Genomic DNA, 12,807 nt, shown 5'->3' with positions numbered 1-12,807 from the left:
TTGTGTGTGCCGACTGGCGGCTATTACACCGTCAGTCGATGTACTCAAACAGCTTAACGATCTTCTGCACGCCGCCGACGCCTTGCACCAGGTTGGTGGCGCGGGTGGCTTCGGCCTGGGTCAGCAGGCCCAGCAGGTAGACGATGCCGTTTTCAGTCACGACCTTGATGCGCGAGCCCGGGATGGCGCTGTCGGTGAGCATCTCGGTTTTGATCTTGCTCGTCAGCCAGGCGTCATTGCTGCGCGCCAGCATCGAGGACGGGCCGGTGACCTGCAGCTCGTTGTTGACCTTCTTGACCTTCTGCACCTGGCTGGCGGTTTGCTCGGCCAGTTGTTTGAGGTCGGCGCGCGGGGTCTGGCCGGCCAGCAGGACGATGCCGTTGAAGCTGGTCACGACGATGTGCGACGCGTTGTCCAGATCAGGGCTGGCCTTGGCGATGTTGACCGCGACCTTGGTCTCGATCAGCGAGTCGTCGATCTTGCTGCCGAAGGTGCGTGTACCGCGATCGTCATCGATCGGCGCTTCACGGCTAGCGTTGATCACCGAGCTGCATCCGCTGATGCCCAGGCAGAGCGTCAGGGCCAGCAGGCTAAGACGTTTGGATATCATTCTTCACTCCCGAACAGTTGGCTGTCGATCAAGTCGCAAAGGCAGTGGATCGCCAGCAGGTGGACTTCCTGAATACGTGCGGTGACTTTCGCCGGGACGCGGATTTCAACGTCCTCCGGCAACAGCAACGACGCAACGTCGCCGCCATCGCGACCAGTCAAGGCTACGACAATCATTTCACGATCATGTGCGGCCTGGATGGCCTGAATAATGTTCGCCGAATTGCCGCTGGTGGAAATCGCCAGCAGCACATCGCCCGGCTGACCCAGCGCACGAATCTGTTTGGAAAAGATTTCGTTGTAGCTGTAGTCGTTGGCGATGGAGGTGATGGTGGAGGTGTCAGTGGTCAGCGCTATGGCGGGCAGGCTCGGTCGCTCGCGTTCGAAACGGTTGAGCAGCTCCGAGGAAAAGTGCTGGGCATCGCCAGCCGAACCGCCATTACCGCAGGCGAGCATCTTGCCCTCGTTGAGCAGGGCGTTGACCATCACTTGGCTGGCTTGCTCGATGTGGGGTGCAACAACATCCATCGCCTGTTGCTTGGTGTCGATGCTGGCCTGAAAAAGCTGGCGAATTCGGGATTGCATGTCCATCTATGAAAACCTTAATAGGGGCGGCTGGTCGGGGCGGCGTCCGATAAGTCATCGGCGTCCCGGCACAAAACTGTGCAGCCCGCAAAGCAAAGAGCAAAAGAGCCAGTGTGGTTCGTTGGGTTGGTGCAGTAGGACCGGCTTTAGCCGGGAAGGCGGCCGATCTTACGCTGCAATCGCACGGAATCATCGCGTTTTCAGCAATCGAAAGCGTTGGTCAGCCAGTTAAGCGCGGGTGATGTGCCGGGGTCGCCATTGATCGCGACGACGTCGAAGCGGCACGGCGAATCGGCCCAGCGCACCTCGCTTTGCAGAAAGGACTGAGCTGCCAGCGTGAGCTTTTCCTGCTTGCGAAAATCGACGCTTTCCAGCGCACCACCCCAGCCGGCATGGCGACGATACCGAACTTCGACGAATACTACTGTATCGCCGTCGAGCATGACCAGATCAAGCTCGCCGCGTTTGCATGACCAGTTGCGGGTAATCAGCTGCAACCCATGCTGTTGCAGGTGACGCAGGGCGTAGGCTTCGGCCTCGCGCCCTGCGATTTGACGGGTCGTGCCTGAGGTCAAGGCGCGGTGTCCGGCAGGCGCTGGACTTTGCCGTCTACGAACTCTGCCCATGGCAGCTGACGCTCGATGCGTTGGCCCTGGCCGATCGCCAGGCTGCCGGACAGGCCGTCGATGCGGCTCTCAGGCAGCGTTTTCAACTGGGTCAGTCGTGGCGCCAGACGATAAGCGTCGATGCCCATGGCGTAGAGACGGCCAAGGCTGCCGGAGGCTTGTGGCCATTGCGCCGTCACTTGCTGGCGCAATGGGTCGTTGGCGTTCAGCAACCACGGGGTTTCGCAGAAGCGCACGCCGTTCAGGTCGTTGTACATCGCCGGGTCGCCGCTGTTGGTGAACAGGTGCGAAGTGGCATAGACCGGAACATCGCCAGCGTACTGGAAGACCATGGTCGGCTTGATCTGCTGAGCCTGTTGAGGCGTTGCAGCGAGGAACATGAAGTCCACGTCCTGGCGACGGGAAGGCTGAGCAGCCATCTGCGTGCCAGTGGCGCCTTGCACGCGCTGGGCGCGACCTTCGCTGTTGCGCAACTGGAACAGATCGGCAACCTGTTGAGCGAGTGCGACCGGCTGATCGATGCGTTCAGCACCCAGCAAAGTGCCGCCTTTGGCCTGCCAGCTTTGACGGAAGGCCTCCAGTACGCGATCACCCCATTCGCCCTTCGGCACCATGGCAACCGCACTGCGCTTGCCATCGGCCCAGGCACGGCGGGCCACTTCGCGGGCTTCGTCTTCCGCTGCCAGACCGAACTGGAACAGCTCGGCAGGGCCCTGGGTGCCGGAATCGCTGTAGTTCAGCGCCAGCGTGGTGATCGGCAGTTGAGGTCGAGCGCTCAGCTGTTTAACCAGTGGCTTCTCCAGCGGACCCACTACCAACTGCACGCCTGCAGCCTTGGCTTGCGCATAAAAGGCGTCCATCGAGGTCACGCGGGAGCTGTCGAATACTTCGATCGCAGGTGGCTTCTCGCCGGCCTGCTGCGCTTGGTAGTTTGCGGCCATGAAGCCGTCGCGCAGGGCGCGGGAGACCGAGGCGAGCGGACCGTCTTGCGGCAGCAGCAGCGCAATCTTGGTCAACGGCTGGCTCTTCAGGTCACGCAATTGCGCGAGGGCAGTCGGCAGCTGACGTGCCGCCGGGTGTTGCGGATTCTGCGCCTTCCAGTTGTCGATGGCCGCTTGTTGCTGTTCCAGCGTGCCGGCGCCTTTGACCGCGCGGGCCAGGCTCAGCCAGCCGCCCATGTCATCGTTGGCCGAGCTTTGCAGCTGCTCGGGTGGCAGCGCAGCAACCAGCGTCCAGATGGCGTCGTTATTGGCGTTCAGGGCGTCGCCTTGCAGCAACGGGCCCATGAACACACGCTCGCTCGCAGCAGCGAGGGTCTGACCATCTGCTTCGAAAGCCCGGGCGCGAACGGTGTGGGTGCGGGTCTGCAGGTCAACCGGCATCTCGCCCAGATGCTGCATGCTCGGGTGGTTGAGGGCGGTCAGCGCAGCTTTCGGCTGGCTGCGACCCAGTGCCAGTTCGGCAGACAAGGTGTTGGCGTAGATTTGCTTGTCGGTCTTGAGCTGGTCCATCTGGACCTGCTCGAGAATGCTCGCGGCGCGGCTTGGGTTGTTCTGGCGCGCTGCCAGGTCGGCCGCCGTCAGTTTCAGCAACGCTGCCTGGTCAGGCGATTTTGCCGCAGCGGCCTGTTCGAGCAGTTGTTCGATGCTGGCATCGGGGGAGCGAGGCAATTCGCCAAGGCTGGAGGAGGGCGAACCGGCACAGGCAGCCAGAAGGGCAGCGAGGCAGAGGGCAGAGAACAGCCGCAGGCAAGCGATCATGTGTATGTTCCTGATACTCGAGCAAATTAGCGTGGAAGTGTACCCAAGCACTGGCCGGGGCGCGACGTTGAAGGCGTTAAAGTGGCGATATTGATCGTCTCCGGGCGCGTCAGTTGACGTGAGTCGGACTGTCGCGGAGTCGCTGCCATGTTGCGGGTGTTCGAGCTGCTTTTCTGAACTCACGGGGTGCGACGTCCAATTTTGTCGGCCGCAGCCTGTACAATGCAGGCTTTTACACAACATGAGGTGTGCGCTTTGACTGCTCCGGGTGCTTCGAATTCCACTACAGGCGCGCTTTATGTGGTGGCCACGCCGATCGGCAACCTGGATGACATCAGCGCCCGCGCCTTGAAGGTGCTGCGCGATGTTTCGCTGATTGCCGCAGAAGATACCCGCCACTCGTTACGGCTGATGCAGCACTTCGGCATTCCGACGCCATTGGCGGCCTGTCATGAGCACAATGAGCGCGAGGAGGGGAGCCGCTTCATCACGCGCCTGCTGGCCGGCGATAACGTTGCGTTGATTTCCGATGCCGGCACGCCGCTCATTTCTGACCCCGGTTACCATCTGGTGCGTCAGGCCCGGGCAGCCGGTATTCAAGTGATCCCGGTCCCGGGCGCCTGCGCCTTGATCGCGGCGCTCTCTGCGGCGGGGTTGCCCTCGGACCGCTTCATCTTCGAAGGCTTCTTGCCGGCCAAGTCGGTGGGCCGAAAGGCGCGGCTCGAACTCGTCAAGGAAGAGCCGCGCACGCTTATCTTCTATGAAGCGCCCCATCGCATTCTCGAATGCCTTCAGGACATGGAAGCAGTCTTCGGTCCGGACCGTCCCGCCGTGCTGGGCCGCGAATTGACCAAAACGTTCGAAACCCTCAAGGGGCTGCCGCTGTCCGAGCTTCGTGCCTTTGTTGAGGGCGACAGTAATCAGCAGCGCGGCGAGTGCGTGGTGCTTGTGGCGGGCTGGAGCGAGCCTGAAGGCGAAGACGTGATTGGCGCCGAAGCGCGGCGGGTGCTGGATCTGCTGCTGGAGGAAATGCCCCTCAAGCGTGCCGCCGCACTGGCAGCAGAGATCACCGGGGTGCGTAAGAACCTGCTCTATCAGGTGGCGCTGGATAAACAGAAAGGCGTGTGACGGGATGTCGCGGGCAGCTCTGCAAATGGCGCGAGAGCCGATTAAAGCTTGTTCTTGAGCCGCCCTCCCATTAACCTTGGCGGCGGAGAGTCGATTGGACAGTCGCTGCCTTTCATTGTTCTGCAATGGAGGGGGGAGGAAAGTCCGGGCTCCATAGGGCGGAGTGCCAGGTAACGCCTGGGGGGCGTGAGCCTACGGAAAGTGCCACAGAAAATAACCGCCTAAGCACTTCGGTGCCGGTAAGGGTGAAAAGGTGCGGTAAGAGCGCACCGCACGTCTGGCAACAGTTCGTGGCTAGGTAAACCCCACTCGGAGCAAGACCAAATAGGGTTCCAAGGCGTGGCCCGCGCTGGAACCGGGTAGGTTGCTAAAGATGTCCAGTGATGGCCATCGTAGAGGAATGACTGTCCTCGACAGAACCCGGCTTACAGATCGACTCTCCACCTCCTTTTCTTCCCCTCGTTTGTACGATTCATCCCCTTCCGTAATACCAAAAAAATCTTAAACCTCACAAATCACTTTAACTTCAGACCTCATCTGTTTGTTCATCCTCGGAAATATCCGTAGGACCGGTCTGAAATCCGCTACATCTCCTGCGTAAGTGCTCCTAAATATCCGTCCTGTAAGGGTTTTCCTCGTGAAGTCGCCTTGACGGTGTGGTGGGCGCATTCCTATAGTGTGCGCGAGTGGCGGAAAGTGGCGTGAAGTGGGTTTTTTGACCGCAAAAAGATAATATTTGGAGATCGCGCCTGTGTTCCGTGGTGCAAACGCAATCAATCTCGACGCAAAGGGCCGTCTCGCTATGCCGAGCCGGTACCGTGACGAGTTGGATTCGCGTAGCGCCGGCCAGATGATTGTCACCATTGATACCGTCGACCCGTGCTTGTGCATCTATCCGCTTCCCGAGTGGGAGTTGATTGAGGCCAAGCTGCGCGAGCTCGCCACGTTCCGTGAAGAAAACCGTCGCCTGCAGCGGCTGTTGATCGGTAATGCGGTTGATCTGGAGTTGGACGGCAGCGGGCGTTTCCTGGTGCCGCCACGTTTGCGTGAATACGCCAAGCTCGATAAGCGAGTGATGCTGGTAGGCCAGCTCAACAAGTTTCAACTGTGGGATGAGGACGCCTGGAACGCACTTGCTGATGCGGACCTTGCGGCCATTCAAAAACCGGGTGCGATGCCCGATGAACTGCGTGATTTGATCCTGTGACTACGAATAGCGGCTTTACCCACATCACCGTACTGCTCGAAGAAGCCGTCGAGGCTCTCGCGGTGTGCGCCGATGGCTGCTATCTGGATGGCACGTTCGGTCGTGGCGGACATAGCCGCCTTATATTGCAGAACCTGGGGCCGGAGGGTCGGCTTCTCGGATTCGATAAAGATCCCCAAGCGATTGCCACCGGGCAAACGCTGGCGGCCGAAGACGGCCGCTTTGTCATTGTGCAGCGCAGCTTTGCTGAATTGGGCGCCGAAGCTCAAGAACGCGGGTTGGCGGGCAAGGTCAGCGGCATTCTGCTGGATCTCGGTGTGTCGTCGCCACAACTGGACGACCCCGAGCGCGGGTTCAGCTTCATGAACGATGGCCCCCTCGACATGCGCATGGACCCGTCCCGCGGCATCAGCGCAGCCGAGTTCGTCAACACTGCGCCCGCCGAAGAGATCGCCCGCGTTTTCAAGGAATACGGCGAAGAGCGTTTCTCCCGTCGCATGGCCGGTGCTGTCGTGGCCCGCCGCGAGACTCAGCCGTTCGAGCGCACCGGCGATCTCGCCGAAGTGCTGAAAGTCGCCAACCCGGCGTGGGAAAAGGGCAAGAACCCGGCGACCCGCGCGTTCCAGGGCCTGCGCATTCACGTCAACAACGAACTGGGTGATCTGGAAGCCGGCCTTGACGCTGCGCTGGACGCCTTGGAAGTGGGCGGCCGCCTGGTGGTCATCAGCTTCCACTCGCTGGAAGATCGCATCGTCAAATTGTTCATGCGCAAGCTGGTCAAGGGCGAAGCCGACAACCTGCCGCGCAACCTGCCGATCCGTCATCAGGCCTTCGAGCCGCGCATCAAGCTGATCGGCAAGGCGCAGTTCGCGTCCGATGATGAAACCCGCGCCAATCCGCGTTCGCGCAGCGCCGTCATGCGCGTCGCGGAGAAACTCCGATGAACCGCGGTTTCTTCAAGCCCCTGCCGGGCGGCAGCTTCTTCATGCTGATGTTATTTATCGCCGTGCTGGTGTCGGCGATCGGTGTGGCGTACAGCGCGCACTGGAATCGTCAGCTGCTCAACTCCCTTTACGGTGAACTCAGCGTGCGCGACAAAGCGCAGGCCGAGTGGGGTCGCCTGATTCTTGAGCAAAGCACCTGGACTGCCCACAGCCGTATCGAGGCCCTGGCCACTGATCAGCTGAAAATGCGCATCCCGAACGCCGCCGACATCCGGATGGTGTCGCCATGATGAAACTCGAAGGGGCGCTCTACCCGTGGCGGTTTCGCGTCGTGGTCGGCCTGCTGTCGGTCATGGTCATCGCGATCTGCTACCGCATCGTCGACCTGCAAGTCATCGATCACCGTTTCCTCATTGAGCAGGGCGATGCACGCAGCCTGCGCACCGTTTCGATTCCCGCCCACCGTGGTCTGATCACCGACCGCAACGGTGAGCCGCTGGCCGTCAGTACGCCGGTCACCACCATCTGGGCAAACCCGTCCGAAATGCAGGCCGACAAGACCAAATGGGTCCAGCTTGCGCAAGCATTGGGGCAGGATCCCAAGGCATTGACGGATCGCCTCAACGAACAGGCAAGCAAAGAATTCATCTATCTGGTCCGTGGCCTGACCCCGGAGCAGGGTCAGTCGGTGCTTGATCTGAAAGTCCCGGGCGTTTACGGCAAGGAAGAATTCCGCCGTTTCTACCCTGCGGGCGATGTCACCGCGCACATGGTCGGCTTTACCGACCTCGACGATCACGGCCGTGAAGGCGTAGAGCTGGCCTACGAAGACTGGCTTGCAGGCGTCCCCGGCAAGCGGCAGGTCATCAAGGATCGGCGCGGCAGGATGATCAAAGACCTGCAAGTGAAGAAAAACGCCAAGGCCGGCAAGACCTTGGCTTTGTCTATTGATCTGCGCCTGCAATACCTGGCGACCCGCGAGCTGCGCAACGCCATTCAGGAAAACGACGCCAAGGCCGGCAGCCTGGTGATCATGGACGTGAAAACCGGCGAAGTACTGGCGATGGTCAATCAGCCGACGTACAACCCGAACAACCGTCGCACCATGGTGCCGGCGGCGATGCGTAACCGCGCGATCATCGACGTGTTCGAGCCGGGTTCGACCATGAAACCGATCTCCATGACCGCCGCGCTGGAAAGCGGCCGCTGGAAGCCGAGCGACAAGGTCGAGGTCTACCCGGGCACGTTGCAGATCGGTAAGTACACCATCCGTGACGTGACCAAAACCGAAGGCCCGATCCTTGACCTGACCGGCATTCTGATCAACTCCAGTAACGTCGGCATGAGTAAAGTCGCGTTCGACGTGGGTGGCGAAGCGATTTTCCACGCCATGCAGCGTGTGGGCCTGGGCCAATACACCGGCCTCGGCTTCCCGGGCGAGCGCGTCGGCAACCTGCCGAACTACCGTGAGTGGCGCAAGGCTGAAACCGCAACGCTGTCGTATGGCTACGGCCTGTCGGTGACGGCGCTGCAGTTGGTCCACGCCTACGCGGCGCTGGCCAACAACGGCAAGATCGTGCCGCTCACCATTCTCAAAACTGATAATCCAGCCGAGTCGGTTCAGGCCATTCCGGAAGCGACGGCCAAGACGGTGCAGGGCATGTTGCAGCAAGTGATCGAAGACCCGCGTGGCGTTTACCGTGCGCGCGTTCCGTCGTATCACGTGGCGGGCAAGTCCGGTACCGCGCGTAAGACATCCGTGGGCACCAAGGGCTACGCGGAAAACTCCTACCGTTCGCTGTTCGCTGGTTTCGGCCCGATGAGCAATCCGCGTTACGCGGTGGTTGTGGTCATTGATGAGCCAAGCAAAGGCGGTTACTTCGGTGGTCTGGTTTCCGCTCCAGTCTTCAGCAAAGTGATGTCGGGTACGCTGCGCTTGATGAACGTGCGCCCGGACAACCTCGCGCCGATTCCGCCTGAGCAACAAGCCAACGCTGTGCCCGCCGCCGCCCCAGTCAAGGGAGGACGTGGCTGATGTCCTTGAATTTGAGCAAGCTGTTTGCGCAGTGCAACCGCGATCTGCTGATTCGCGAACTGACCCTGGACAGCCGCAAAGTGCGTCCGGGCGATCTGTTTCTGGCGATTCCGGGCCTCAAGGTTGACGGCCGTGAGCACATCACCGACGCCATCGCCCACGGCGCGGCGGCCATTGCTTACGAGGTCGGAGGCGCCAAGGTGCTGCCGATCACCGATATCCCGATGATTCCGGTCAAGGGTCTGGCAGCGCAGTTGTCCGACATTGCCGGGCGCTTTTATGGCGACCCGAGCCGCAACCTGAACCTGATCGGTGTGACTGGCACCAACGGCAAAACCAGCGTGACTCAATTGGTCGCACAGGCGTTGGACAAGCTCGGCCAGCACTGCGGCATCATCGGCACACTGGGCACTGGCTTCTATAGCGAGCTGAAAAGCGGCATCCACACCACGCCGGATCCGATCTCCGTGCAATCGACCCTTTACGATCTGAAAAGGGCCGGGGCCAAAGCGGTTGCCATGGAAGTTTCGTCCCACGGGCTGGATCAGGGCCGGGTTACTGCGTTGGCTTTCGACGTGGCAGTGATGACCAACCTGTCCCGTGACCATCTCGATTACCACGGCACCATGGAGGCTTACGCGGCTGCCAAGGCCAAGCTGTTCGCCTGGAATGACCTGCGCTGCCGTGTGGTCAATCTTGACGACGGGTTTGGTCGCCAGCTCGCCGCTGCGCCGCACCCTTCGCGCCTGATTACCTACAGCCTGGAAGACAGCAGCGCTTACCTGTTTTGCCGTGATGCGCAGTTCGATGACGACGGCGTGCGCGCGACTCTGGTTACGCCCCAGGGCAGCCATGCGTTGCGCAGTAGCCTGCTGGGCCGTTTCAACCTGAGCAACGTGCTGGCTGCGGTCGGCGCGTTGATGGGGCTTGATTACCCGCTGGATGACATTCTCAAAGTCCTGCCAACGCTGGAAGGCCCTGCGGGCCGGATGCAGCGGCTGGGCGGTGGCTCGCGTCCGCTGGTGGTGGTCGATTACGCCCACACCCCTGACGCCTTGGAAAAAGTACTTGCCGCCTTGCGCCCACACGCAAAAGGTCAACTGACCTGCCTGTTCGGCTGCGGCGGCGATCGCGATCGCGGCAAGCGTCCGCTGATGGCCGAAGTGGTCGAGCGTCTGGCCGACAAAGTGTTGGTCACCGATGACAACCCGCGCAGCGAAGACCCGGCCCGTATTTTCGATGACATCCGTGCTGGGTTCGTCTCGGCAAACGCAGTCGATTTCGTTGCCGGGCGCGGTCAGGCGATCGCGCAGATCATCGCCCAGGCGTCCGCTGCCGATGTGATCGTGCTGGCCGGCAAGGGCCATGAGGATTACCAGGAAATCGACGGCCAGCGTCAGCCGTTCTCCGATCTGGAAGAAGCCACCAAAGCGCTCGACGCCTGGGAGGCTGCACATGCTTAAGCCGCTCTCGTTCAGTGAACTGCTGGTGCCGCTCGACGCACGTCGTGTCGGCCATGACTGCAGTTTTTCCGGTGTCAGCATCGACAGCCGCGCAATCACGCCCGGCCAATTGTTCGTGGCGCTGACCGGCCCGCGCTTCGACGGTCACGACTATCTCGATCAAGTCGCTGCCAAAGGCGCAGTCGGCGCGTTGGTTGAACGCGAGGTCCCGGGCAGTTCGCTGCCGCAGTTGATCGTCACCGACACCCGCAAAGCCCTCGCGCAACTCGGCGCGATGAACCGTAATGCCTTTATAGACAAGCCGGTCGCTGCGATCACCGGTTCCAGCGGCAAGACCACCGTGAAGGAAATGCTGGCGAGCATCCTGCGCACCCGTGGTCCCGTGCTGGCGACCCGCGGCAACCTGAACAACGAACTCGGCGTACCGTTGACGCTGCTGGAGCTCGCGCCGGAATTCGATGCAGCTGTGATCGAACTGGGCGCGTCCCGTGTGGGCGAGATCGCTTTCACGGTCAGCCTGACCAAGCCCCATGTCTGTGTCCTGACCAACGCCGGGACTGCCCATGTGGGCGAGTTCGGCGGTCCGGAAAAGATCGTCGAAGCCAAGGGCGAGATCATCGAAGGCCTGGACGCTCGCGGTGTTGCGGTATTGAACCTCGACGACAAGGCGTTCGATATCTGGGTGGCCCGCGCCGGCTCGCGCAACGTGTTGAGCTTCGCGCTCAACAACAGCCGTGCTGACTTTTACGCCAGCGACCTGGGCATTGATGCGCGCGGTTGCCCGGCATTCACGTTGAACACCCCGAACGGCTCCGCGCCGGTGCAGTTGAATCTGCTGGGCACGCACAACGTTGCCAATGCGTTGGCCGCGGCGGCTGCTGCCCATGCGCTGGGCGTTTCGCTCGCGGGCATCGTGACCGGGCTTGACGACGTACAGCCGGTCAAGGGCCGCACCGTCGCGCAACTGGCGCCGAACGGCATGCGCGTCATTGATGACACCTACAACGCCAACCCCACTTCCGTGGCTGCCGCGACCGACATCCTCACCGGTTTTCCGGGCCGCAGGGTTCTGGTGCTGGGCGACATCGGCGAGCTGGGCGCCTGGGCGGAGCAGGGCCATCGCGATGTCGGCGAATACGCGGTCGGTAAAGTCGACGCGCTATATGCCGTCGGTCCGTTGATGGCCCATGCGGTCAAGGCTTTCGGGCAGGATGCCCGCCATTTTGAAACTCAGGCCGAGCTGATCGAAGCACTCGGCGCCGAGCACGATAAAAACACCACCATTTTGATTAAAGGTTCACGCAGCGCTGCGATGGAAAACGTCGTAGCGGCCTTATGCGGAACACGCCTGGAGAAACATTAATGCTGCTGCTGCTGGCCGAGTATCTGCAACAGTTCTACAAAGGCTTCGCGGTCTTTCAGTACCTGACCCTGCGCGGGATCCTTGGCGTGCTCACTGCGCTGTCACTTTCCCTGTGCCTGGGCCCGTGGATGATCCGCGCCCTGCAGAGCAAGCAGATCGGTCAATCCGTGCGTAACGACGGACCCCAATCGCACCTGTCCAAATCCGGCACGCCGACCATGGGTGGCGCGCTGATTCTGTCTGCAATCGGCATCGCCACGTTGTTGTGGGCTGATCTGAGCAACCGTTATGTGTGGGTCGTTTTGATCGTCACGCTGCTGTTCGGCGCCATCGGCTGGGTCGACGACTACCGCAAGGTGATCGAGAAGAACTCGCGCGGGCTGCCGAGCCGCTGGAAATACTTCTGGCAATCGGTGTTCGGCCTGGGCGCGGCGATCTTCCTTTATATGACTGCTCAATCGCCCGTGGAAACCACGCTGCTGATTCCGATGCTCAAAGACTTCAGCATCCCGCTGGGCATTGGCTTCGTCGTGCTGACCTACTTCGTGATCGTCGGCTCCAGCAACGCCGTGAACCTCACGGATGGCCTGGACGGTCTGGCGATCATGCCGACCGTGATGGTCGGCGGCGCACTGGGGATCTTCTGCTACCTGTCGGGTAACGTGAAGTTCGCAGAATACCTGCTAATCCCTTACGTGCCGGGCGCGGGCGAATTGATTGTGTTCTGTGGCGCGCTGATCGGTGCGGGGCTGGGTTTCCTCTGGTTCAACACCTACCCGGCTCAAGTGTTCATGGGTGATGTCGGGGCGCTGGCCCTGGGCGCGGCTTTGGGCACCATCGCGGTCATCGTCCGTCAGGAAATCGTTCTGTTCATCATGGGCGGCGTCTTCGTAATGGAGACCCTGTCAGTCGTCATTCAGGTCGCATCCTTTAAATTGACCGGCCGCCGCGTTTTCCGCATGGCGCCCATCCATCACCACTTTGAACTCAAGGGCTGGCCCGAGCCGCGCGTGATCGTCCGTTTCTGGATCATCACCGTGATTCTGGTGTTGGTCGGCCTTGCCACGTTGAAACTGAGGTAGAACGA

The 12,807-nt window shown here is 61.2% G+C and carries 12 protein-coding genes and 1 other RNA gene; 9 read left to right on the top strand and 4 right to left on the bottom strand.

Annotation, left to right across the window (positions count from 1 at the left end):
- Positions 1-31 precede the first annotated feature (31 nt).
- From ABEH28_RS18990 to ABEH28_RS18975, 4 genes are all read right to left on the bottom strand, one after another.
- Positions 32-610, bottom strand: a complete 579-nt coding sequence (locus ABEH28_RS18990) for a BON domain-containing protein (protein WP_192171767.1) — start codon at positions 608-610, stop codon at positions 32-34.
- A complete protein-coding gene (locus ABEH28_RS18985) occupies positions 607-1,200 on the bottom strand; it encodes a phosphoheptose isomerase (RefSeq protein ID WP_065992135.1) in 594 nt (197 codons plus the stop codon). The genes ABEH28_RS18990 and ABEH28_RS18985 overlap by 4 nt, the downstream gene beginning before the upstream one ends.
- Positions 1,201-1,394: 194 nt before the next feature.
- On the bottom strand, positions 1,395-1,769 hold the full coding sequence (locus ABEH28_RS18980; protein WP_346630822.1) for a YraN family protein: 375 nt from the start codon (positions 1,767-1,769) through the stop codon (positions 1,395-1,397).
- Positions 1,766-3,580 (bottom strand): penicillin-binding protein activator, encoded by a 1,815-nt coding sequence (locus ABEH28_RS18975; protein WP_192171765.1) that lies wholly within the window; start codon positions 3,578-3,580, stop codon positions 1,766-1,768. Before ABEH28_RS18975 ends, ABEH28_RS18980 begins: the two co-directional genes overlap by 4 nt.
- A gap of 255 nt (positions 3,581-3,835) precedes the next feature.
- Here ABEH28_RS18975 and rsmI point away from each other — a divergent pair, with 255 nt between their 5' ends.
- The 9 genes from rsmI to mraY all read left to right on the top strand — a co-directional run bounded on the left by rsmI (position 3,836) and on the right by mraY (position 12,802).
- Positions 3,836-4,708, top strand: coding sequence for a 16S rRNA (cytidine(1402)-2'-O)-methyltransferase (gene rsmI / locus ABEH28_RS18970; RefSeq protein WP_346630821.1), 873 nt, complete (start codon positions 3,836-3,838; stop codon positions 4,706-4,708).
- Between the two features lie 86 nt (positions 4,709-4,794).
- An RNA gene (rnpB, locus tag ABEH28_RS18965) (RNase P RNA component class A) lies at positions 4,795-5,152 on the top strand.
- A 307-nt stretch (positions 5,153-5,459) separates the two neighbouring features.
- Complete coding sequence (gene mraZ, locus ABEH28_RS18960; RefSeq protein WP_192171890.1) at positions 5,460-5,915, top strand: division/cell wall cluster transcriptional repressor MraZ; 456 nt, start codon at positions 5,460-5,462, stop codon at positions 5,913-5,915.
- Complete coding sequence (gene rsmH / locus ABEH28_RS18955; RefSeq protein ID WP_346630820.1) at positions 5,912-6,859, top strand: 16S rRNA (cytosine(1402)-N(4))-methyltransferase RsmH; 948 nt, start codon at positions 5,912-5,914, stop codon at positions 6,857-6,859. The genes mraZ and rsmH overlap by 4 nt, the downstream gene beginning before the upstream one ends.
- Positions 6,856-7,149, top strand: coding sequence for a cell division protein FtsL (gene ftsL / locus ABEH28_RS18950; RefSeq protein ID WP_192171762.1), 294 nt, complete (start codon positions 6,856-6,858; stop codon positions 7,147-7,149). The genes rsmH and ftsL overlap by 4 nt, the downstream gene beginning before the upstream one ends.
- Positions 7,146-8,894: a penicillin-binding protein 2 gene (locus tag ABEH28_RS18945; RefSeq protein ID WP_192171761.1), complete on the top strand. Its 1,749-nt coding sequence runs from the start codon at positions 7,146-7,148 to the stop codon at positions 8,892-8,894. The genes ftsL and ABEH28_RS18945 overlap by 4 nt, the downstream gene beginning before the upstream one ends.
- Positions 8,894-10,357, top strand: coding sequence for a UDP-N-acetylmuramoyl-L-alanyl-D-glutamate--2,6-diaminopimelate ligase (locus ABEH28_RS18940; protein WP_282368952.1), 1,464 nt, complete (start codon positions 8,894-8,896; stop codon positions 10,355-10,357). Before ABEH28_RS18945 ends, ABEH28_RS18940 begins: the two co-directional genes overlap by 1 nt.
- Positions 10,350-11,720 carry a UDP-N-acetylmuramoyl-tripeptide--D-alanyl-D-alanine ligase gene (gene murF, locus ABEH28_RS18935; protein WP_346630819.1) on the top strand — a complete coding sequence of 457 codons (1,371 nt, stop codon included), beginning with the start codon at positions 10,350-10,352 and terminating at the stop codon, positions 11,718-11,720. The genes ABEH28_RS18940 and murF overlap by 8 nt, the downstream gene beginning before the upstream one ends.
- On the top strand, positions 11,720-12,802 hold the full coding sequence (gene mraY, locus ABEH28_RS18930) for a phospho-N-acetylmuramoyl-pentapeptide-transferase (RefSeq protein WP_037014691.1): 1,083 nt from the start codon (positions 11,720-11,722) through the stop codon (positions 12,800-12,802). The genes murF and mraY overlap by 1 nt, the downstream gene beginning before the upstream one ends.
- The last annotated feature ends 5 nt before the right edge of the window (positions 12,803-12,807 follow it).

The organism is Pseudomonas sp. Ps21-P2, from assembly GCF_039672565.1.
Lineage (GTDB): Bacteria > Pseudomonadota > Gammaproteobacteria > Pseudomonadales > Pseudomonadaceae > Aquipseudomonas.
This window is presented reverse-complemented; position numbering and strand designations above follow the sequence as displayed.